The organism is Flavobacterium channae, from assembly GCF_021172165.1.
GTDB classification, from domain to species: domain Bacteria; phylum Bacteroidota; class Bacteroidia; order Flavobacteriales; family Flavobacteriaceae; genus Flavobacterium; species Flavobacterium channae.
This window is the reverse complement of the sequence record NZ_CP089096.1, coordinates 1064580-1086889: the sequence shown is the minus strand read 5'-3', so window position 1 is coordinate 1086889 and position 22310 is coordinate 1064580. Positions and strand designations below refer to the sequence as shown.

The following is a 22310-nucleotide window of genomic DNA, read 5'->3' as shown; positions in this document are numbered from 1 at the left end:
TTCTTAATTCTTAATTCTTAATTCTTAATTCTTAATTCTTAATTCTTAATTCTTAATTCTTAATTCTTTTTATGCCCATCTCTCCCAACTTTACTTCCATTTTAGAACTAGAATACGAAATCAATTTTCTGCAATGTTATCCAAACGGTTTGTTGAAATATAATGAGTTATGTAATATTTTTCAAATCACAGCCGGAATTCATGCCGATTTAGGCGGAATTAGTTTTAGCGATATGCAAGAACATCATCAAGCATGGGTAATGAGTAAAATGCGTTTGGAAATTATCAACTTGCCGAAATGGAAAGAAAAAGTAACGGTAAAAACGTGGATAAAATCGTTAGAAAATTCACGTTCGACACGTTGCTTAGAATTGTATCGTGGAGATGAAAAATTAGCTGGTTGCGAAACGTATTGGGCCGTTTTAAACACTCAAATAAGAAGACCTGAAAATTTGGCTTTGCCTCACGAACATTTTATCAAATATCCAGAACATAGCGCTACTGAAAAATCGGTTCAGCGCATTAATTTAGATGTTCCGTTTGAGAAAGTGTGGGATTATAAAGTACAATTATCCGATTTAGATATCGTAAACCATGCTAATAACGTGAAATACTTGGAATGGTGTCTGAATACTATGGATAGAAAACTCGTTTTAAAACAACACATAAAAGGTTTTGAAATGAATTTCTTAAAAGAATTGAATTGGAATGATGAAGCAATAATTTCTAAAAATGAAAATAAGTACATTATTTCTAAAGAAGATAAGATTTGTTATGCTTTAGAAATTATTGAATAAAAAAGTCCTGAATTATTTCAGGACTTTTTATTATTTTTTGATTACCAATCTAAAACCTTCTCCGTGAATGTTTAAGATTTCTACGTTTTCATCTTGCTTTAAGAATTTTCTCAATTTAGCAATGTAAACGTCCATACTTCTTGATGTAAAGTAATTGTCGTCTCTCCAAATTTTTGTTAATGCTAATTCTCTTGGCATTAAATCATTTTCGTGAAGTGCTAACATTTTTAATAATTCGCACTCTTTTGGAGATAATTTAATTGGTTCTTGACCTGGATAAGTTAAGAAACGTAATTTTGAATTTAAATGGAATTTACCAATCTCGAATTCAAATTTAGTTGTATCTGGTTTAACCTCTGATGCTTTTCTTTGAATAATAGCTTTTATCTTCATTAATAAAACTTCAGAATCAAAAGGCTTATTCAAATAATCATCTGCTCCTACTTTGTAACCTTTTAAAACATCTTCTTTTAATGTTTTAGCCGTTAAAAAGATAATTGGCACATCTTGATTTTTCTCACGGATTTCTCTTGCTAAAGTATATCCGTCTTTATATGGCATCATAACATCTAAGATGCACAAATCGTAAGTATCTTTTTTAAATTTTTCAAATCCTTCCATTCCGTTTTTAGCCAACGTAACATCAAAATCATTTATCATTAAATAATCTTTTAATACGGCACCAAAGTTTGGATCGTCTTCAACTAATAATATTTTCTTTGCTTCCATAGTAATTGTATGTATATTTTTTAATTTATTAATGGCATTTTAATAATAAAGGTACTTCCTTTACCTTTTTCACTCTCAACAAATATTTGACCGTTATGATCTTCTACAATTTGTTTCACGTAGGCTAATCCTAACCCATGACCTTTTACATTATGTAAATCTCCCGTATGTTCACGGTAGAATTTTTCAAAAACTCTTTTTTGTGCTACTTTAGACATTCCGGCACCTTGATCTTGTATTTTTATCAAAATAAAATCTTTAATATTTTCTGTAAAAACATTAATTACAGGTGCATTTGGTGAATATTTTATGGCGTTGTCTAATACATTAACCAAAACATTGGTGAAATGAACTTCATTTAAAAGAATGGTTGTTCGTTGAGCATTAAAATGTTGGTGAACAACTCCTTCTCTATCTTCAACTATTAAACTAACGTGTTCAATTGCATCTTCAATAATTTCGGTAACATCTCTAGGTTCTTTAGAAATATCCAATTCATTTTTCTCCAACTTAGATATTCGCAATACGTTTTCAACCTGAGCATGCATACGCTTATTTTCTTCTTTAATCATTTGAAGATAACGTTGTACTTTTTCTTTATCTTCAATAATCTTCGGATTTTTTATCGCATCTAAAGCTAAATTAATAGTAGCGATAGGTGTTTTAAATTCGTGTGTCATGTTATTAATGAAATCGGTTTTGATTTCAGAAATTTGTTTTTGTTTGATTAACTGATTTAACGCACTTGAATAGGTTAACACAATTACCAAAGTAAACAGTAATGACAAACTTGAAATTCCTATTAAAGATGAAAAAACGAATTTGTTCTTTTGTGGAAAGCTAACTAATAATTGATATTTAGATAGTCCCTCATTATCTTGAAAAACTGGAATTCCGTAAGTTGAATTGATATCGTATTTAAAATTCTCTGAACGAACTTTAGTTGCTAATCCATTACTGTAAATCCCGAACTCAAATGGTGTTTTAACTCCATATTTTTCAAGTTCCGTTTTTAAACATTTTCCAAGTTGATCTGTTGAAACTCTTTCTTGCAATGGTTTTAACGAAACAACATCTTTAAAAGCGACTTCAAAATTGGCTTTATCCAAACTTGAAACACTTCCTGATTTATTTATGGTAACATCAGGAAAAGAACGCATTTTTAAAGTTCCATCATTTAGCGTATTTCCGTTAAAAATTTCTGTTTTTCTTTTTGAAACTAAATTTCCAAAATTGACTGAATTTGCATTTTTATCAAAGAACGAACCGTTAATACCGTAGTTTTCTGCAACTAAAGTATTGGTATAAATTATGGTTTCATTAGTTTTCTTATCACGCTCATAAAAGTAAATCTCTTTTAACTCTTCTTCTTTAGGGATTTTTCCAGTACTATCAATAATTTTATTGTAATAATTGTAAAAAGAAACTAGCTCTTTTTCTTTTATAGTATTTGAAACATTTCCTAAAACTTGTTGAACGTGGTATTTGAATTCCTCTTCATTTTTATCTAAAGAAGTAGAAATCCAATACAATTGAACTAAAATGATTCCAATTAATGATAAACTCATTAAAAAGACCAATAATCTAAACCTTGTCTTATTCATCGAAACAAATTTAACATTTTAACATTTATTGTTAAAATGTATTAACCAAAGATTAACATAAAAACCTTTTTTTAGGATTTCGCTAAAATTTTAAGAATTTCGTCGATTTTTAAGAAAGTATCATTTAAATCAACATTTTCTACAACGAAATCGCTTAATTCTTTCTTTTTTGAATCAGGAAGTTGAGTGTTAATTCTAACTAAAACATCCTTTTTTGTTAAATTATCACGTTTCATAGCTCTTTGTATTCTAAGTTCTTCTGGAGCTGTGATTAAAATGACTTTATCGCATTGTTTATTACCACCTGTTTCAAAAAGTATCGCTACTTCTTTTATGATAAAAGAGTATTCTTTATGCTTAAATAACCATTCTTTAAAATGATTTTGTACTTCTGGATGAACAATCGCATTCAATTCCTTCAATTTATCAGGAAAACCAAATACTAGTTCGGCAATTTTTTTTCTATTTAAAGTACCATTATCATTTAAAACACTTTGAGAAAATAGCTTTTGGATTCTTTGCTTAACAGTTGCATCTTCCATTATTTTTTTTGCTTCATCATCAGCAATGTAAACAGGAATACCTTTTGAAGCAATATAATTAACAACCGTAGATTTTCCACTACCAATTCCTCCAGTTAAACCAATTATTTTTGTCATAATTTATTTTTTAAAAAATAATTCAGGAAAAGCTCGTTTAGGATCTTGCTTTAAAATTGAAATCTTATAAAATGAAAGTAAAAATCCATTTCCGTAACCATAAAATTGAATAATGGTCGACCATATAGAATATAACGCAATTTTCAAATTTTTATTGACTACTACAGAACTAATAAAAAGTATTGAAAAGTAAATTCCATAAAAAGCTATAAAATATTCTATTCCAAAAAATGCCATTAAAACCGAAAACAAAAAACCGATTAAAAACAGACTTGGAAACCAATACGTAATTTTTGAATGTTCTGGATACCATGAATTTAAAATAGGTCGAGCCTTTCCAAATTTATTAACTTGAATTTGAAATTTTTCCCAGCTAATTCTTCTTTTGTGATACACAAATGCGTTTTTAATTAGCTTCGTTTTAAATCCTAAATTCCATAATCGAATAGACAAATCTGGATCTTCACCAGGATGAATATTGCCAAATCCATTAGAAGCTTCGAATGCTTTTTTAGACAATCCCATATTAAAGCTTCTTGGTTGAAATTTATCAACTTTTTCACTTCCTCCACGTATTCCACCAGTAGTTAAAAAAGACGTCATCGTAAAGTTAATTGCTTTTTGAATATCTGAAAAAGAATCTAATGCAGCATCAGGTCCGCCAAAACAATCTACATATTCTTCATCTAAACTTTTTTGAACATTCGTTAAATAATCTTCAGGAATTATACAATCTGAATCTAAGATGATAAAATAGTCGCCGATTGCAACTTTCATTCCATAGTTTCGAGAATCACCAGGACCAGAATTTGGTTTGAAGAAATAGGAAATAGTTAATTTGTCAATATACTTTTCAATTATATTCTGACAAGAAATAGTTGAACCATCTTCAACAATTACAACTTCAAAAGGAATAGTTGATGTAAACTTAGTTAAGCTTTCAAGCAATTCATCAATTTCATCTGGTCGGTTATACACCGGAACTATAAAAGAAAAATGCATCTTAATTTTTTTTACAAACCTACATATTTTTTTAAGGATATTAACTAGTGATCTCCCAAATTATATAGGTTCATTCATTCTTAAATGAAAATAAAACATAAAAAAAGTCCCGATAAATCGGGACTTTAATCATTAACTTAATTTATTTATTATTGCTTAACTACTTTTAAAGTTTTAACTGCATCACCTACAGTTACATTAACAATGTATGTACCAGCACTTAATTGAGACATATCAACCTGTCCTGAAGTTGCATTCAAGTTTTTAGAAATTACTTCTTGACCTATCATATTGATAACTCTTACTGAAGAAATTTCAGAACTGTAAGAAACATTTAAGAAATCTTTCACTGGATTTGGATAAGCTACAAAATTAGCATTATCAAATGATCCAGAAGATAAAGAAGCATCATAAGCAGAAACTTGGAATGTTCCATTTGTTGCACTAGACCATCTCCAAACACCAATGTATAATGTTGTTCCAGCCGGTTGTGTTAAATTAACAATTGAGAAAGCACCAACTCCATTATCATCATCACAACCAACTTCAACTAAAGCTCCACATGTTCCAGAAAACACGCTTAAAACTGTATCTGTTAATGCAGACCCCCCATTAGCTTGCGTTTCAATAGTTATAGTACCAGAAGCAGGAACAACAACACTATACCAAACATCATTTGCTCTATTTGTTTGACAAGCATAAGTTAAACCTGTCACAGTAGTTGCATTAACAGTTGTTCCAACAACAGGATAATCAGCAAAAACACCTCCAGGAGTTAAAGCAATTGCATTAACGCAATCATCATTTGCTGGTGGACAAGCATAATTGAAAGAACCTAAAGGTAAATTACAAGTAGCATCCGAACCATGTAATAAAGTTAAAGTAACTGAAGATCCACTAGCAAATGGACCAACATTTACTACTCCAATAGCTGAAACTGGCCATGTAGTTGTTCCATCTGTGATAGAAGGTGTACCACTTCCTAAAGCAGTTACATCTACATCTATAGAATATTGAGAAGCACCACAAGCTGGAACTAAAGTAGTTGTTGCAGCTGGTGGAGTACAAGATGCTGCAACAATATTAACTGTAAAATCAGCAGTTTCACCAAAAGTACCTGAATAACATGGGTTAGCAGGAGTTTGCAAAGCATCAGTAGCTACTATTCTCATTCTATGTTGACCTAAAGGCATTGTTGCAGGCATCACAAAAGAAGCATTTAGTAATGTTGGAGCTACTGCTGTTGAAGAAAGCCCTGTATAAACAATCTCTGACGCATCTAAAACATAATCATCATTCGCATCAATCCAAATTACAGTATTATAATCATATGAAGCACCAAATGAAGGTACATTGAAAGAAATTTGAACATTATTGTTAACTCCTTGAGACATAGTAACAGGCGTTGTTGTATGATCATTGTAAACTGGAGAAGTTGAAACTGTATTTGGAAAATCTGTTGATACAATTTGAACATTAGTAATACCTGAACCATCAACAGAAGTTGGAGCAGAAACACAATAACATCCATTTGCATTAGTTACAAATGATAATTCAGAACATCCTGTTGCAGAACCATTAGCATTAAATGGAACAATCGTGTAAAAATATGTAGTATTAAAGTTACCAGTAAAGTTATAAGAAGTACCCGAAACTGGAATCGCATTTGCAATATTATTTCCACCAGTTGTTGTACCAATAGTAACATAATATCCATCAGCACCAGCAGTAGCATCCCATGTAATTGTATTAGCAAAATTACCACAAGTTGCATGAGGTGTTGCTACAATATTTGAAGCACAAGAAGGTGCAGTAGTAGGAGTTAACTCTAAAACATAATCATCAAAACCAACACTATAAGAAGACCAAGAAGAAGAAGTTCTTCCTTGAGCAATTATATAGAAAACACCTCCTGCATTGTAAGATAAAGGTACATCAACTGTATAATTGTACCATCCAGCTGATGCAACCGTAGGTGCTGATGTAATTGGTAATGGCACGTCTACTAACATCGTAGCTCCTGTTAAATTATTTGCAGTATTTGCATAAAAAGTTACTCTATCAGTAGCTAATCCATTAGCACTTCTATAAATCCAAACATTTAATCTTGCTTGATCAGTTGCGTAAGCAGATAAATCATATGGAGGACTAATTAACAATGCATTGTCGTCTCCTAACCAAGATTTCCCAGCAAAACGGGTTCCAGTTCTTGGAGCTGGCACACCATCATTGTTGGTAGTTGGAGCCCAATTTGTAGAACCTGAAATTAAAGCTGTAGACCAACAAGATGGAAGTGCTGCAGCATCGAAGCTTTCAGAATGAGGTAATGAAGTAATAGAATTACATAGTGTTCTAAAAGTTATTGGACCAGACCATGTACTAAAATCAGAACCACCATTACAAACTGCTCTTACATATACTTCGTAAAGCGTATCAGGTGTAAGTGGATTTCCATCAATATCAAAACCTTCACCTACAACAGCTACATCACCAATTGGAGCACCAGGTCCTGTAGGCTCCCCTGTTCCAGGTGCTTGAATAACATATTCGTAATCAAATTGTAAACCTCCTGAACCGTCAGTCCAAGATAAATCAACTGAATTTGATGTGATATTTGAAGCAATAATTGTATTTGGATTTAAACATGAAGGTGATTCAGTAATAGAAATATCATCTAATGAAATATAAAATGGATTGCCATTCATATATCCTTTAATACCTACATAATAAGTTCCTGAAGTCGCAGGAGTAAAATCTCCAACAATTTCTTGATAATTACCATTAATAATACCTGTTGCAGCCACAATTGAATTTGTCATACCTGCTACACTACTTGAAGTACCATAACTGATTGCAATATTTGAATCAGTAGCTGCTGCACCATCTTGACGAGCATATAATGAAACTCTATAACTTGTTCCTCCAATTAAATCAATTGGAATAAACATCCAATCTTCATTACTCCACTGTAAAAAAGCATTAAAAGCTCCAGTTCTTGGAGTTCTATTACGATCTGTAAAAGTACTGTTAGCAGTCCAAACAGCGGTTCCTGTAACAGAAGCTTGAGAAATACAACCAGCTACAACAGTATTGTGAGTATATCCTGATTCAAAACCTTCAAAATAAGGAACTGTAAAAGCAGGACAAGTTGTAAAATTCCCTGTATTTGTTCCTGTAGTCACATTATAATAATAATCGTATGGTCCAGAACCACAACGAACATATTCATAAGCTTTAATATAATATTGTGTTCCTGGCATTAATCCAGTTACTGTAACAGTAGCTGCAGTACCATCAAAAATAATTTGTTGTCCAGATCCAGAATAAACATTATTTGCTACTAAAGCAGGAGCATTTCCATCTACTGGATCAGTAAAAGTAGCTGAATCACTAACATAAACTACTCTTCTACCACCATTTCCATTTGTCCAGTTAACTACTGCTTGACCGGCACCTACTGTAGCAGCAGGAATAGTTAGAGCTGTTATTTGATTAGTTGGGGTAATTGGAACTGTTACTAAAACTGACGCTGTTTGAGCAGAAGTTGTTGAATTTGTACATGTAACATTTAATCTGTAATATATAGGTGTTCCCGAAAAAGCAGGTGGAGTATAAGTCGCTGTTGTAGCTCCTGTACCTCCTACTACTGGTGCCCATGCATCTGTTGCACCGTCATCATTAGATTCTTCCCATTGAAAAGTTAAACCTGTTACCCCCGAAGAAAAACCAGTTGCAACTAAATTGGCAGGCGTAGTTCCTGAACATATATTTTGTAAAGCTGGAGTAACACTTCCTGCAACTGGAGCACCTGAACAAGGAACTGGAGGTGACCAAGTAAAAGTTAATCCTGAAGATGGAAAAGCAGCTGGAGATGTATTAGTAAATCTTACGTTATGCGCATTTGAAGTTGCCGCAGCAGTATCATTCCATGAAGGTGTAGCATCTGGAACAGATGTAGTAAGCCTTCTAGCATTATAATCCGTATTTGCTGTACCTCTTAATCCAACTTGTGGAATTCTAGTTTCACTAGCGACAACAGTAGTTGGAGCGTCATATACAATATTAATTTGGCCATTAGAGGTGTTTAACCTAATTTGAAAATTTATACTTTCTGGTGTAGCTAAATATCTTCTAAACTCTTTCCATTGAAAAATGATTTCATTTCCTATTTGCTCCCATCTTAACTCAGAGGTAGCCGCATTAGAAACTAAATCCATTCCAAGTCCAGAAATAACACCATTAGATGTAGCAGTACTTGATAATGGAGTATAACCATGAGTTGTAGTATTACCCATGATCAAATAACCATTGGGACTAAAGCCAACTGTAGTAATACTATTACCATTGTAAGCAAAAGCTGTTGGTAAAGTAACACTCAGAATAGTGTCATCGAGAGATGCTCCAGACGCAGCTAATGTGCCGCCCGTTATTGGTGTGTAAGTACCACTACTTTGACTAAAAGCATAGGAACTTACTTGGGCATTTATTTGCCAGCACGTAAAGAGCGCAAATAAAAATAAAGTAATTTTTTTCATGTATTTATAATTTTTTGTTAAGCAACTACAAATTTAACTATTAAATAAATATATTAATCACTAAAAACACTACGTAAAGATAACTTTCTCTTAATATCGACGAAAAGCAATAAAACATCGATAAAAAACAAAAAACTCTAGCTTAACTAGAGTTTTGTAACAATTTTTATGCAAAATGTTGTATTTTTATTTATTTGATACTCGGTACCATAACCATTTCATTAGTATCAGCTTGATAATCTACTCCATCAAACCCAAATCCAAATAAGTTTAAGAAATCTTGTTTATATCCTGCTAAATCTCCTAATTCTACTAACGTTTCTGTAGTTGATTCGCCCCATAATTTAGCAATTTTTTCCTGAACATCTGCTCTCATTTCCCAATCATCAATACGGATTCTACCTTTATCATCTGTAGGAACAGTATTGCCAGTATATAAACGATCAGCGTATAAACGTTGAATTTGTTCAATACATCCTTCATGAATTCCTTCCGCTTTCATAATCTTATATAATAAAGAAATATATAGAGGAATTACAGGGATTGCAGAACTTGCTTGTGTAACTAATGCTTTATTTACAGAAACATAAGCTTTACCATGTAAATCAGCAAGCTTATCAGTGATTTCAAAAGCTGTCGCTTCTAAATGGTCTTTTGCTCTACCGATAGTTCCTTTTCTGTAAACAGCCTCTGTAACTTCAGGTCCTATGTAAGAATAAGCAACTGTAGTAGCACCTTCAGCTAAAACACCTGCATCTTTTAAAGCGTCCATCCACATTGACCAATCTTCACCACCCATAACCACAACTGTATTTGCGATATCATCTTCATTTGCTGGTTCGATAGATACTTGACTTACATTTCCTGTGTGAAAATCAACTGTTTTATTTGTGAAAGTAGTTCCAATAGGTTTTAATGTAGAACGGTGTAAAACACCTGTTACTGGATGCTGACGTACTGGAGAAGCCAAACTATAAATAATTAAATCAACCTGACCTAAATCAGCTTTAATCATATCGATAGTTTGTTGTTTTACTTCATTAGAAAAAGCATCACCATTAATACTTTTTGCATATAATCCAGCTTTTTCAGCTTCTACTTCAAAGGCAGCAGAGTTATACCAACCTGGAGATGCTGTTTTTCCTTCTGATGGTGCTTTTTCAAAAAACACACCAATTGTTGCAGCATCTGAACCAAAAGCACTTGTAATTCTTGAAGCCAAACCAAAACCTGTTGAAGCTCCAATTACTAATACTCTTTTTGGTCCGTTTATTTTTCCTTTAGATTTTACGTACTCAATTTGATTCTTTACATTTTGTTCACAACCCTTTGGGTGAGCTGTTAAACAAATAAAACCTCTCATTCTTGGTTCAATAATCATCTTTTCTTTATTTTATAATTGGTTAGTTGTTCATTTATTAAGTAGACAAAAGTACTTCAAAAAATTAATTCAACAAAGCTTTTGCATGTTGTAAAGCCGATTCGGTAATATCTTTACCTGATAACATTTCAGCAATTTGCAATACTCTTTCTTCTGAATTTAATAGATTTAATTCTGAAACCGTTGTGTCTCCTTGATTGCGTTTTGAAACTTTATAATGCGAATTTCCTTTAGCTGCAATTTGAGGCAAATGAGTGATGGCGAAAACTTGCATAGAAGCACTCATTTCTTTCATGATTTCTCCCATTTTAATTGCAATTTCACCTGAAACCCCAGTATCAATTTCATCAAAAATAATCGTGGGCAATTTTGAATAATTGGCCAAAACAGCTTTTATTGCCAACATAATACGCGACATTTCACCTCCAGAAGCTACTTTTTTCAACAAGCCAAAACTTGTTCCTTTATTTGCCGAAAACAACAAAATAACTTCATCTTTACCTTTTGTAAAGAATGATTCAGTATGATTGATTTCGAATTGAAAATTAGCTTCAACCATTCCTAATTGAGATAAAATAGCTTTTATCTTATCAATAAGAATTGGAGCTGTTTTCTTTCTGTTTTCAAAAATTGATTTAGCTATTTCATCAACTTTATCTTGTTTTGAATTTAAATCAGCCTGTAATTTGTGAATTACATTATCTAAATCATCTACACGAATTACTTTTGCATCCAATTCATTCTGAATCACTAATAATTCAGTTATAGTTTGAACTTGATGTTTCTTTTGTAAATTGTAAATGGTTTGTAATTTGGTATTCACCAATTCTAAACGTTCTGGATCAGCAATTATCTTTTCGTTGTTTTGCTCACATTCTGAAATTATATCTTCAACTTCTAGTAAACTACTCGTTAAGCGTTCTAATAATTGTGAATTTTGAGTTGAAAAACCAGATACTTTTTGAAGTGCTATTTTAATTTCTTTTAAATTTATTAAAGCGCCAACTTGTTCTTCATTTGCAATAGCTAAAATTCGATCAAAATTTTCTTTAATAAATTCAACATTGCTTAATTGTTCTAATTCTTGCTCTAACTCTTCTTGTTCGCCATCTACTAAATTGGCAGTTAAAAGTTCGTTTAGCAAATATGAATTGTATTCGTACTCTTTGATAAGATTTTCTTTTTCAGCCAACAAAGTCTTCAATTCCTTTTGAGTAGCTTTAAAAGCATTTAATGCATTTTTATACGAATTTACTAAATCGCCATTATTAGCAACAGCATCTAAAATATCTATTTGATAATTTTCTTCGGTTAATTCTCGAGTTTGATGTTGGGAATGAATATCCAACAACATTGCGCCTAACTCTTGTAATTCTTGCAGATTTACAGGACTATCGTTTACAAATGCACGAGATTTTCCAGAAGGAAGAATTTCCCTTCTAATAATAGTTTTGTCATCATAATCCATATCATTTTCATCAAAAAAAGATTGAAGATTATAATTAGCTATTGAAAACTGCGCTTCAATAATACATTTTTGCTCTTTGTCTTTTAGAGAAGTCAAATCGGCTCTGTTTCCTAAAACCAAACCAAGTGCTCCTAAAAGAATTGATTTTCCTGCTCCAGTTTCTCCTGTAATAACAGAAAACTGATTCGAAAAATCAGTTTCAAGCGATTCAATTAGCGCGTAATTTTTTATAGAAAGCGAAAGTAGCATAGTAATATTCGTTGAGTAAAATAATTATCTTATTTTATTCCACTTTTGAGAGTTAAGAGGAGAAATTCTGTTTAACGTTTCTAATAACGGAACGATATCAACTTTTGGTCCTCCACTAAATATTGAGACAATCTCGTCTGCTTTTGCGTCAAAGAAAGTTCTTGTTAATAGTGCATTTGGTCTTGTTTTCTGAATTTCAGATAAAACAGTAATTCCAGTAGCAACACCTTCTTTTCCTTTCTTAACATCACTTTCCATAATATCTAAACCAAGTCTATGGTATTGATACAATGATTTTCTGAAAGGAGCGAAAGTAGTTGATAACATATCTGAAATTAAGAAATTTCTATTGTTATTATTTCCTTCTGATTGATTCCATCCTTTGTAACCACTTGTTTGAGCTACATTTACAATATTTGATGCAATCTGAAGATATTCAGTTCCTCCTAATTCTGTAAAAGAATCTTGATCTATACCAATAATCAAATTAGAGTAAAATGCTAATACCGAAACTAGGTTAGAATTAAATGAATTTTGATCGTAAATTAAATTCTCGAACTCGATGAAACGAAATGAAAAATTTTTGTCATTGATATTCAAAATCGGTGACGAAAGCGTTGAATTATAAATAGGTCTTGATGATTGTACTTGTAATGTTGCTTCAAAATTATTTGCTCCGTAAGTAGTGATATTGATGAAAAAATTACATTCAATTTTTTCAACATCATTAAATTCTTTAGTAGTCCATTTTGTCGTATTTAAAAACTCTTTTACTTGAGTTTCTAAATTTTTAAATAGTTGTGGATTTCCGTTAGCTACTTGTTGATAGTTAACAGAAACTGTCGCATTAAGCTCTTGTGAAAACACATTACCTAATGAAAACAAGAAAATAAATACTACTACTATTTTACGCATCATAAAATTGAATTACTTTATTAATGATATCTTTAGCTACCGCTTCTTTTGATTTTAATTCCTTAGGTTCAATTGTAAAATCTTTAGATATAAAAGTTACTTTATTAGTAGCTTTACCAAAACCAGCTCCTTCATCGTTTAAAGAATTTAAAACTATCAAATCTAAGTTTTTTTTCTGGATTTTTTGCTTTGCGTGTTCAATTTCATTTTCAGTTTCTAACGCAAATCCAATTAAGAATTGATTTTTCTTTTGTTCGCCAAGCGAAGCTAAAATATCTTTTGTTTTTTCTAATTCTATAGAGAACGTTGCATCGTTCTTTTTTATTTTCTGGTTAGCTACATTTTTTGGTCGATAATCTGCAACAGCTGCTGCAGCAATAGCGACATCAACACTATTATAAAATTCATGGCAAGCATCGTACATTTCTTGTGCCGATATTACTCGAATTAATTTAATAGCTGAATTTTGTACATTCAGATGTGTTGGTCCAGTTACTAGAATTACTTCTGCTCCTTTGTTAGCAGCTTCATTAGCAATATCAAATCCCATTTTACCTGAAGAATGATTTCCTATAAAACGCACCGGGTCAATAGCTTCATATGTTGGACCAGCGGTAATTAAAATTTTCTTTCCTTTAAGTGGTAATTTTTCTAGTAAATCACGTTCCAGAAACGAAACAATACTTTCAGGCTCAGCCATTCTACCTTCACCTAATAAACCACTTGCTAATTCGCCACTTTCGGCAGGAATTATAATATTTCCAAAGGATTTTAATTTATGAAAACTATCTAAAGTTGATGGATGTTTGTACATATCCAAATCCATTGCAGGTGCAAAATAAACGGGACATTTAGCAGAAAGGTAAGTTGCAATTAATAAATTATCGCAATTCCCATTTGCCATTTTAGAAAGGGTGTTTGCTGTAGCTGGAGCCACAAGCATTAAATCAGCCCATAATCCTAATTCTACGTGGTTATTCCATTCTCCATTTCCTTCTTCTTCGTTGTAGAAAGTAGAATAAACTGGATTCTTGGAAAGGGTTGCCAAAGTAAGTGGCGTAACAAAATGCAAAGAAGCAGGCGACATTACAACTTGTACTTGTGCACCTGCTTTTATAAATAGTCTAACCAAGTTGGCTGTTTTGTAAGCAGCTATACCACCAGATACACCTAGCAAGATTTTTTTACCGCTTAAAACAGACATATTGATTTATTTAGCTTCTCTGTAATAGATTTTACCTTCTTCCCACTCTTGTACTGCTAAAGCATGTGGTTTCGGTAATTTTTCATAGAATTTTGAAACTTCAATTTGCTCTTTGTTTTCAAAAACTTCCTCTAAACTATCATTGTAAGTAGCAAACTCTTCTAATTTCTCAATCAATTCTTTTTTGATTTCAGTATTGATTTGATTAGCACGTTTTGCCATGATAGTAATCGCTTCATAAATGTTTCCGGTAGGCTCTTCTAATTTACTTTTGTTGTAAGTAATCGTATTTACAGGAGCATTTGTTTTCTTTAAATCCATGATTTACTTTTATTTAGAAAATTGTTTTAATTCTTGTTCAATTTCAGCTAACATTTTATCAGCTTCTTCTTTATATTCTGTTGCAGCATTGAATTTAATCAAATTTGCATAAGTTGTTTTGGCGTAATTTAAACGCTCTTGTTTTTTTGATTCAATACTATTGATAGCCAACCTATACGCTGAATCCAATCTATAATACAAAGCTTTTTCTTTATATGGTGTTCCAGGAAAATCTAAAATAAAGTTATCAAATGCTTTTAGAGCTCCTTTAAAATCTGAAATAGAATTATATTGTTTTGCTATTTCAAATGCTTTCTTTTCTTGTTTTTCTCTTAACTCTTTAACGTATTTATTAGCTTCAGCCAAATAACTTGATTCAGGATAAACATCAATAAATCGTTGCATTTTATCTAGTGCTTTCTGAGTATCTGTTTGATCTAAACTGTATGCAGGAGATAATTTATAAAAACATTCAGCAGCCAAAAATGTAGCCTCTTCTCTTTTTTCACTTCTAGGATAAGTAGCAACAAAATTTTCAAATTGATACCCTGCTAAATAAAATTGATTCGTATTATAAAGTGATTTAGAATATAAATAAAACATTCGTTCAGCATTGGGCTTACCTTTATAAACTGGTGCAATTTGTTCATATAATCTGATTGCTTTATCATATTTCCCTTTATCATACATTGCATTTGCAACTTCGCTTTTAACGGCAACATCATCCGACTTCAAAGCCTTTTGATAAGGACTACATGACACCAATAAAATGGTAAGAATAAGGAAACTAAAAAATTTATTCATTTGGCTTTATATTTTTTCTTTATAAACATCAATAAGATGTCACCTAAAAAAGCAACTGCAAATTTAGGCATTATTTAATTACTATAAAAATCTTTTTTTTAACTTAATTTTCTTGTGAAATTATGCAATCTTGTAGCTAAATCTTCATTTACATTTACAAGTGGCAATCGAACTGTATTCTCCGATAATCCTAATGCTTTAAAGACTTCTTTAATTCCTCCAGGATTTCCTTGTTCGAAAATCATATCGATACTATTCGCTAAAAGGTAATGTAATTTATACGCTTCATCTACTTTTCTTTGCAGACCTAAACGTACCATTTCAGAGAATTCCTTCGGAAAACCTTCACCAATCACCGAAATCACTCCTGCTCCACCCGCTAAAACCATTGGTAACGTAATCATGTCATCTCCAGAAATTACTAAAAATCCTTCTGGTTTTATTTGGATTAATTTCATTGCTTGAACGATATCGCCAGCCGCTTCTTTAATTCCGATTACATTTTTGAAATCATTTGCAATTCGGATAACCGTTGATGGCAACATATTACTTGCTGTTCTTCCTGGTACATTATATAAGATTACTGGAATTGGAGACGCTTCAGCAACTGCTTTAAAATGTTGGTAAATACCTTCTTGCGTAGGTTTATTATAATAAGGCGAAACCGATAAAATCGCTGAGAAATGAGAAAAATCTCTAGTTTTCAATTCTTCAACAACTTTGTGCGTATTGTTTCCTCCAACTCCTAAAACCAAAGGCAATCTTTCTGCATTTGCTTTAATTATTGTATCGATAACTAATTCTTTTTCGTCTTGTGATAACGTTGCCGATTCTGCTGTAGTACCTAAAACTACTAAGTACTCTACTCCACCTTCAATTACATAATTCACTATTCGAGTTAAAGCCTCTACATCAACCGAAAAATCTTTTTTAAATGGCGTAACTAAAGCAACACCTGTACCAATAAATGATTGCATTTTTTATATTTTATTTAAAATTTTCAAATACTTAAACAGTTCTAAAACAAACTCATTAAAATTTTCAACGACTGTTTTTATGATAAAATGATTGACTCTTTTGTCAACCGTGTCAAATCCTACTTTAAATTTGGCTTTTGATTTGGTTGACAATAACAAAAGACCGCTTTTATTAACATCGTAATAATTGATTAACAAATCAAAAGGAGTTTCGACAAAATCGTTTACTTCTTTTTTATTGATTTCTCCTGAAATCGAAATGTTTTTTAACGACAAAAAGGGTTCGTTTATTACTTCTTTCTTTTTAATTTTATCTTTATAAACTAAGATAGAAATATTACTTTCTTGAATTCCCTGAGAAAAAATTCGCTCCACTAATTGACTAGTTTCATTGAAATATGTTTCGTCTACTAAAACTCCAACCGTCAACACTTTATCGTTTGAACCAGACGAATTTTGAGTTGCTAATCGTTTAGTAACATTTTTTTTAAGAAAAAAGTTCTTTATAATATTATAAAACATAGTATTTTTACCTATTCGACAAAATTAAAAATTTAAGCTTTTGTTATGCTTGTAAATGTAAAAAAGAATACGATATCTTTTGGATTTTTTGTTATATTATTAACATTTAATCTCTTTATATCTTGTAAATCAACTTCTACCTATCAAACTACTAAAATTGAAGGAAAAAAAATAGGTGTTACCAATGAAAAAGGTGAAAACGAAGCTATTGTAACTTACGTAAAACCTTACAGTGATAATATCAATAAAGATTTAAATAGCGTTTTAGCTTATTGTCCGGAAACACAAGACAAAAGCAAGGGAACATGGCAATCGAATATCGGGAATTTATTAGCAGAAATCACTTTTGAACTTGGAAATCCGGTTTTTCAAAAAAGAGAAAACAAAACGATTGATATTTGTTTACTTAATCACGGCGGTATCAGAGCTGTAATTCCAAAAGGTGATGTAACTACAAGAACTGCTTTTGAAGTGATGCCTTTTGAAAATAGTTTGTTCATTGTGGGATTAACTGGAAAAGAAATTAAAACGTTAGCCGAATATATCATAAAAGAAAAGAAACCACATCCTTTATACGGAATGAAAATTTATATTGATAAGTCAACTTCAGTAATAAATAAGATTGAAATTAACAATGAACCTTTAGATGAAAATCGAATTTATTATGTGGGAACTTCCGATTATTTAGCCAATGGAGGCGACAATATGACGTTTTTTAAAGAAAGTAAAATCAAATTTGACATGGAATATAAACTTAGAAATATGATGATTGATTATTTCAAGAAAGTAGATACAATTCCAAACCTAACCACCGAAAAAATAATTTTAGAATAATACTTAGAGCAATGAAGAGAAGAGATTTCATCCAAAAAACAGCTGCGAGTTCGGTTTTACTTGGCTTATCAGGCATGAGTTTAAGTAGTTTTTCTACTATTGATACCAAAAAGATTACTATTTTACATACGAATGACACGCACAGTCATATCGATCCATTTCCTGCCGATCATCCAAAAAATCCAAATATGGGTGGCGCTGCCAGAAGAGCTGCTATCATTGAAAGCATCCGAAAAGAAGAAAAAAATGTGCTTTTATTAGATGCTGGCGATATTTTTCAAGGAACTCCTTACTTTAATTATTATGGTGGCGAATTGGAATTCAAATTAATGAGCATGATGCAATACGATGTGGCCACTATGGGAAATCACGATTTTGACAACGGAATTGATGGTTTTTATGCGCAATTACCACATGCAAAGTTCGATTTTGTATCAGCTAATTATGACTTTAAAAATACGGTTTTGAATGATATTGTAAAACCTTATAAAATCATCACTAAAGACGGAATCAAGATTGGAATTTTCGGATTAGGCGTTCAATTAGACGGACTTGTAGACAAAAAACTTTACAAAGAAACGATTTACAACAATCCAATTGAGATCGCACAAGACATGACGCGAATTCTAAAAGAAGAAAAGAAATGTGATTTGGTGATTTGTTTGTCGCATTTAGGATTTAAATACAAAGACGAACCTGAAAAACCTAGTGATATTGTTTTAGCTCAAAAAACAAAAAATATTGATTTGATTATTGGCGGACACACGCACACTTTTTTAGACAAACCCGTTATTGAAAAAAATAGCGAAGGAAAAGAAGTTTTGATTAATCAAGTAGGCTGTTTCGGAGTGAATTTGGGTAGAATTGATTTTTATTTATCTAACGACAAACTCTATAATAATCAATCAAAAAACATTATTGTGTAACTATTTTTCTCTGTAAAGTAAATATTTCAAAAGAAAATAATATACCGGTATTTCAATCAAACAAGCGATATAGATTAATATATCATTTTTTGAATAATACTTATTCAAAGCAACTAAAACATCTGAAAAAAACAAGCAGAGTATCGTTAACAACAAAAATCTAAATGCAATTGATTTAAATCGTAAGGCATTATAAATACTTAGTAATAAAACCATCAAAAACATTACAACGTAACCAATAACTACAAAAATTTCTTTAAACTCCATATTTAAAGTCAAACTTGCAATCTTATAAAAGATGACCAACGACAAATAAGAAATTATAAAATAATTGAAATTGTTTTTTAAAAAGAGGTTTCTTTTGAAGATTTTTGAATCTGTAACTACATAACTAAATAAAACACCTATAGCTATTAGATACAAATAGGTCGAAAATACTTTAATATCTCTTCCCTCTATCAAAATCAAATTATCAGCAAAAAAGATTACTAAAAACAAAAATAAATTCAAATATATTTTTGTTGCTTTACTTATAAAAAAGTAAGCAAAAGCGATACTTGGAACTATAATGGGTTTAAAAATCAAAGCAATGTCTAAATCGCCATAAACCCTGTAAAAAAACAAATAACACAAATAGGAAATAAAATAGATGTACAAAGCTCCACTAGCTCGGCTATCTATATTTTTATCAATCTTGAATATCTCTCTTACCATAAAGTTTAAATTTAGTTCTGTAAACAAAATAACTTATGTAACAAAAAAACGATAACTCTTGAGTTGTAACATTAATCATCTTCAAGGCTAATAAATCGGGGATTTTTTTTGAAAAAACAAAAAACAAATCGGATAATAAAAAACAACCAACCATAAAACCCGTATACAAAATTGTTCTATTATTGTAGTTAATTAGCATTACAAAGGCTAAAATTCCCATTAACAACAATAATATTCCGTACAAAGAATAAATAAAAAATTCAAAGCTATTTTCTTCTATCATCATCATTAGCACATTAAAAAACAAATACACTAAAAGCATTACGATAATATAGAAAGAAAATGTGTTCAGGTTAATTTTTTTCTTTTTCAAATAATAGATTAAATCTTGAAAAATAAAAAACAATATAATGAAATATGGAATTAATAAAAATATAAGCCCCGAAACATTAAACTCTTCTCTACTAATTAGATGTAAAATTTCACCAATAAAGAAAGATAAAACCGAAAAAGAAAACAAATAATCAATCTTACCTCTAACACTAATATAATAGAAATAATAAATCGACGGAATGATAATAGGCTTACTAAAAAGCTCCAAATTATCACTTCCAATTAAAACAGCAAATACATATAAAATAAAAGCCGTGAAATATAATATTAAAGCCGAATTTACTTTAAGCATCTATCATTTGTTTGAAGTCTAATTCTGATATAATTGCAATTTTTAATTGATTTGCTTTTTCTAGTTTGGATGGTCCCATATTATCTCCAGCAATTACATAATCGGTTTTTGATGAAATAGAACTTCCTACTTTTCCTCCGTTATCTTCAATAGCTTTTTTGAGTTCGTCTCTTGAATAAATTTCAAAAACACCTGATACAACGAATGTTTTTCCTTTTAATTTTTCCGAAAGTAAAACATCATCTTCACCCGATTCTAATTGAACTCCAAAACTCTTAAGCCTATCAATAATACGAATATTTTCTTGATTTTCAAAGAATTGAACAACACTTTGAGCAATTTTATCGCCAATTTCATCTACCAAAATCAAATCCATGATACTTGCTTGCGCAATTGCATCAATAGATTTGTAATGTTTCGCTAATTTTTTTGCAACCGTTTCACCTACATAACGAATTCCCAACGCATACAAAACACGCTCAAAAGGAATGGTTTTCGATTTTTCAATTCCGTTGATTAAGTTTTCTGCTGATTTTTCAGCCATTCTTTCTAATGGAATGATTTGCTCCTTTTTTAGTTCGTACAAATCAGCATAATTGGTTACCAAACCAGCATTGAATAATAAAGCAACTGTTTCTCCACCTAAACCATCAATATCCATGGCTTTTCGGGTAATAAAATGCTGAATTCTTCCAATAATCTGAGGTGGGCAACCATAGAAATTTGGACAAAAATGATTCGCTTCGCCTTCGCTTCTTACTAATTCTGTTTGACATTCTGGACAATGCGTGATGTACTTTGTTGGTTCTTCTTGATTTCCTCTTTTGGCAACTGCTATAATTTTTGGAATGATTTCTCCACCTTTTTCTACGAAAACTTCATCACCAATTCGAATATCTAGTTTTTTAATTTGATCAGCGTTGTGTAACGAAGCACGTTTTACAATCGTTCCCGCCAATTGAACAGGTTCTAAATTAGCAACTGGCGTAATAGCTCCAGTACGCCCAACTTGGTACGAAATCGAATTTAATTTCGTAGTTACTTGTTCGGCTTTGAACTTATATGCCATTGCCCAACGTGGCGATTTTGCTGTAAAACCTAACTCTTCCTGATGTTGTATATTATTAACTTTAATAACTACCCCATCCGTTTCATAAGGCAATTCGTGACGGTGTTTATCCCAATAATTGATGTATTCAAAAACTTCATTAAGGTTTTTTGCCAATTTAGATTGAACAGGCACTTTAAAACCCCAATCTCTGGCTTTTTGCAAACCTTCAAATTGCGTTTTAAAAGGCAAATTATGACCTATTACAAAGTACAATAAACAATCCAACGGACGTTTTGCTACTTCAGCACTGTCTTGCAATTTCAAACTTCCTGAAGCCGTATTTCTTGGATTGGAATAAGGTGTTTCTCCAATTTCAATTAATTCTTGATTCATTTTTTCAAATCCGGCAAACGGAAGAATAATTTCTCCACGGATGTCAAATTTTGCAGGAAAATCTCCTTTTAAATGAATAGGAACAGCCTTTATAGTTTTGATATTATTCGTTACATCATCGCCTTGAAAACCATCGCCACGTGTTACAGCACGTACTAAACGACCATTTTCATAACTGATGCTAATGGATGCTCCATCGTATTTTAATTCGCAAGTATATTCCAATGGAACATTACCTAAAACCTTTTGAATTCGGGTTTCCCAATCTTGTAAATCTTCTATGGAATACGAATTATCCAACGAATACATTCGATATTCATGTTTCACTGTTTCAAAATTCTTCGTAATCATTCCTCCTACTCTTTGAGTTGGCGAATTTTCATCGAAAAACTCAGGATGTTGCGCTTCTAAATCTTGTAATTGTTTTAGTTTTTGATCAAATTCAAAATCAGAAATGGTCGGTTTATCTAAAACATAATAGTTATAATTATGTTGATTTAATTCTTCTCTCAAACTTTTAATAGTATCTAAAACGCTCAT

General features: G+C 31.4%; 19 protein-coding genes. 3 read left to right on the top strand and 16 right to left on the bottom strand.

Going from position 1 to position 22310, the window contains the following annotated elements; translation table 11 throughout:
• The first annotated feature begins 71 nt into the window (after positions 1–71).
• Entirely contained in the window at positions 72–797 is a 726-nt protein-coding gene (locus tag LOS89_RS04800) for an acyl-[acyl-carrier-protein] thioesterase (protein ID WP_231836705.1), read from the top strand.
• A 30-nt stretch (positions 798–827) separates the two neighbouring features.
• Here LOS89_RS04800 and LOS89_RS04795 read toward each other — a convergent pair whose 3' ends face one another.
• The 13 genes from LOS89_RS04795 to LOS89_RS04735 form a co-directional block, all read right to left on the bottom strand.
• Complete coding sequence (locus LOS89_RS04795; RefSeq protein ID WP_231836704.1) at positions 828–1526, bottom strand: response regulator transcription factor; 699 nt, start codon at positions 1524–1526, stop codon at positions 828–830.
• A 20-nt stretch (positions 1527–1546) separates the two neighbouring features.
• Positions 1547–3130, bottom strand: a complete 1584-nt coding sequence (locus LOS89_RS04790) for a sensor histidine kinase (protein ID WP_231836703.1) — start codon at positions 3128–3130, stop codon at positions 1547–1549.
• 71 nt (positions 3131–3201) lie between these two features.
• Positions 3202–3789: a dephospho-CoA kinase gene (gene coaE, locus LOS89_RS04785; RefSeq protein WP_231836702.1), complete on the bottom strand. Its 588-nt coding sequence runs from the start codon at positions 3787–3789 to the stop codon at positions 3202–3204.
• Positions 3790–3792: 3 nt separating this feature from the next.
• Positions 3793–4791: a glycosyltransferase family 2 protein gene (locus LOS89_RS04780; RefSeq protein ID WP_231836701.1), complete on the bottom strand. Its 999-nt coding sequence runs from the start codon at positions 4789–4791 to the stop codon at positions 3793–3795.
• 149 nt (positions 4792–4940) lie between these two features.
• Positions 4941–9326, bottom strand: coding sequence for an NIDO-like domain-containing protein (locus LOS89_RS04775; RefSeq protein ID WP_231836700.1), 4386 nt, complete (start codon positions 9324–9326; stop codon positions 4941–4943).
• A gap of 190 nt (positions 9327–9516) precedes the next feature.
• The gene (fabV, locus tag LOS89_RS04770) at positions 9517–10707 is read right to left on the bottom strand and encodes an enoyl-ACP reductase FabV (protein WP_231836699.1); all 1191 of its coding nucleotides are present in this window, start codon (positions 10705–10707) and stop codon (positions 9517–9519) included.
• 64 nt (positions 10708–10771) lie between these two features.
• Positions 10772–12424, bottom strand: a complete 1653-nt coding sequence (gene recN, locus LOS89_RS04765; protein WP_231836698.1) for a DNA repair protein RecN — start codon at positions 12422–12424, stop codon at positions 10772–10774.
• Positions 12425–12448: 24 nt separating this feature from the next.
• Complete coding sequence (gene porD / locus LOS89_RS04760) at positions 12449–13342, bottom strand: type IX secretion system protein PorD (protein ID WP_231836697.1); 894 nt, start codon at positions 13340–13342, stop codon at positions 12449–12451.
• Entirely contained in the window at positions 13332–14543 is a 1212-nt protein-coding gene (gene coaBC / locus LOS89_RS04755; RefSeq protein ID WP_231836696.1) for a bifunctional phosphopantothenoylcysteine decarboxylase/phosphopantothenate--cysteine ligase CoaBC, read from the bottom strand. Before coaBC ends, porD begins: the two co-directional genes overlap by 11 nt.
• A gap of 6 nt (positions 14544–14549) precedes the next feature.
• Positions 14550–14864, bottom strand: a complete 315-nt coding sequence (locus LOS89_RS04750) for a DNA-directed RNA polymerase subunit omega (RefSeq protein ID WP_026726592.1) — start codon at positions 14862–14864, stop codon at positions 14550–14552.
• 9 nt (positions 14865–14873) lie between these two features.
• Complete coding sequence (locus LOS89_RS04745; RefSeq protein ID WP_231836695.1) at positions 14874–15668, bottom strand: outer membrane protein assembly factor BamD; 795 nt, start codon at positions 15666–15668, stop codon at positions 14874–14876.
• Between the two features lie 98 nt (positions 15669–15766).
• Complete coding sequence (dapA, locus tag LOS89_RS04740) at positions 15767–16645, bottom strand: 4-hydroxy-tetrahydrodipicolinate synthase (RefSeq protein ID WP_231836694.1); 879 nt, start codon at positions 16643–16645, stop codon at positions 15767–15769.
• Positions 16646–16648: 3 nt separating this feature from the next.
• Positions 16649–17167, bottom strand: a complete 519-nt coding sequence (locus LOS89_RS04735) for a DUF6913 domain-containing protein (RefSeq protein ID WP_231836693.1) — start codon at positions 17165–17167, stop codon at positions 16649–16651.
• A 45-nt stretch (positions 17168–17212) separates the two neighbouring features.
• Here LOS89_RS04735 and LOS89_RS04730 point away from each other — a divergent pair, with 45 nt between their 5' ends.
• Positions 17213–18001, top strand: coding sequence for a 5'-nucleotidase C-terminal domain-containing protein (locus tag LOS89_RS04730; protein ID WP_231836692.1), 789 nt, complete (start codon positions 17213–17215; stop codon positions 17999–18001).
• 11 nt (positions 18002–18012) lie between these two features.
• The gene (locus LOS89_RS04725; protein ID WP_231836691.1) at positions 18013–18927 is read left to right on the top strand and encodes a bifunctional metallophosphatase/5'-nucleotidase; all 915 of its coding nucleotides are present in this window, start codon (positions 18013–18015) and stop codon (positions 18925–18927) included.
• Here LOS89_RS04725 and LOS89_RS04720 read toward each other — a convergent pair whose 3' ends face one another.
• Genes LOS89_RS04720 through ligA form a run of 3 tightly spaced genes read right to left on the bottom strand, consistent with a single transcriptional unit; the run spans position 18928 to position 22310 of the window.
• A complete protein-coding gene (locus LOS89_RS04720) occupies positions 18928–19641 on the bottom strand; it encodes a hypothetical protein (RefSeq protein WP_231836690.1) in 714 nt (237 codons plus the stop codon). It abuts the gene before it with no gap.
• On the bottom strand, positions 19616–20326 hold the full coding sequence (locus LOS89_RS04715) for a hypothetical protein (protein WP_231836689.1): 711 nt from the start codon (positions 20324–20326) through the stop codon (positions 19616–19618). Before LOS89_RS04715 ends, LOS89_RS04720 begins: the two co-directional genes overlap by 26 nt.
• On the bottom strand, positions 20319–22310 hold the full coding sequence (ligA, locus tag LOS89_RS04710; RefSeq protein ID WP_231836688.1) for an NAD-dependent DNA ligase LigA: 1992 nt from the start codon (positions 22308–22310) through the stop codon (positions 20319–20321). The genes LOS89_RS04715 and ligA overlap by 8 nt, the downstream gene beginning before the upstream one ends.

Bases quoted from the DNA above. Each gene is read 5' to 3' on its own strand.
- ligA (WP_231836688.1), bottom strand. From the start codon at position 22,310: ATGAGCGTTTTAGATACTATTAAAAGTTTGAGAGAAGAATTAAATCAA.
- recN (WP_231836698.1), bottom strand. From the start codon at position 12,424: ATGCTACTTTCGCTTTCTATAAAAAATTACGCGCTAATTGAATCGCTT.
- LOS89_RS04790 (WP_231836703.1), bottom strand. From the start codon at position 3,130: ATGAATAAGACAAGGTTTAGATTATTGGTCTTTTTAATGAGTTTATCA.
- LOS89_RS04730 (WP_231836692.1), top strand. From the start codon at position 17,213: ATGCTTGTAAATGTAAAAAAGAATACGATATCTTTTGGATTTTTTGTT.
- LOS89_RS04795 (WP_231836704.1), bottom strand. From the start codon at position 1,526: ATGGAAGCAAAGAAAATATTATTAGTTGAAGACGATCCAAACTTTGGT.
- LOS89_RS04725 (WP_231836691.1), top strand. From the start codon at position 18,013: ATGAAGAGAAGAGATTTCATCCAAAAAACAGCTGCGAGTTCGGTTTTA.
- LOS89_RS04745 (WP_231836695.1), bottom strand. From the start codon at position 15,668: ATGAATAAATTTTTTAGTTTCCTTATTCTTACCATTTTATTGGTGTCA.
- coaBC (WP_231836696.1), bottom strand. From the start codon at position 14,543: ATGTCTGTTTTAAGCGGTAAAAAAATCTTGCTAGGTGTATCTGGTGGT.
- LOS89_RS04775 (WP_231836700.1), bottom strand. From the start codon at position 9,326: ATGAAAAAAATTACTTTATTTTTATTTGCGCTCTTTACGTGCTGGCAA.
- LOS89_RS04800 (WP_231836705.1), top strand. From the start codon at position 72: ATGCCCATCTCTCCCAACTTTACTTCCATTTTAGAACTAGAATACGAA.
- LOS89_RS04720 (WP_231836690.1), bottom strand. From the start codon at position 19,641: ATGGTAAGAGAGATATTCAAGATTGATAAAAATATAGATAGCCGAGCT.
- porD (WP_231836697.1), bottom strand. From the start codon at position 13,342: ATGATGCGTAAAATAGTAGTAGTATTTATTTTCTTGTTTTCATTAGGT.
- dapA (WP_231836694.1), bottom strand. From the start codon at position 16,645: ATGCAATCATTTATTGGTACAGGTGTTGCTTTAGTTACGCCATTTAAA.
- LOS89_RS04780 (WP_231836701.1), bottom strand. From the start codon at position 4,791: ATGCATTTTTCTTTTATAGTTCCGGTGTATAACCGACCAGATGAAATT.
- coaE (WP_231836702.1), bottom strand. From the start codon at position 3,789: ATGACAAAAATAATTGGTTTAACTGGAGGAATTGGTAGTGGAAAATCT.
- fabV (WP_231836699.1), bottom strand. From the start codon at position 10,707: ATGATTATTGAACCAAGAATGAGAGGTTTTATTTGTTTAACAGCTCAC.
- LOS89_RS04750 (WP_026726592.1), bottom strand. From the start codon at position 14,864: ATGGATTTAAAGAAAACAAATGCTCCTGTAAATACGATTACTTACAAC.
- LOS89_RS04735 (WP_231836693.1), bottom strand. From the start codon at position 17,167: ATGTTTTATAATATTATAAAGAACTTTTTTCTTAAAAAAAATGTTACT.
- LOS89_RS04715 (WP_231836689.1), bottom strand. From the start codon at position 20,326: ATGCTTAAAGTAAATTCGGCTTTAATATTATATTTCACGGCTTTTATT.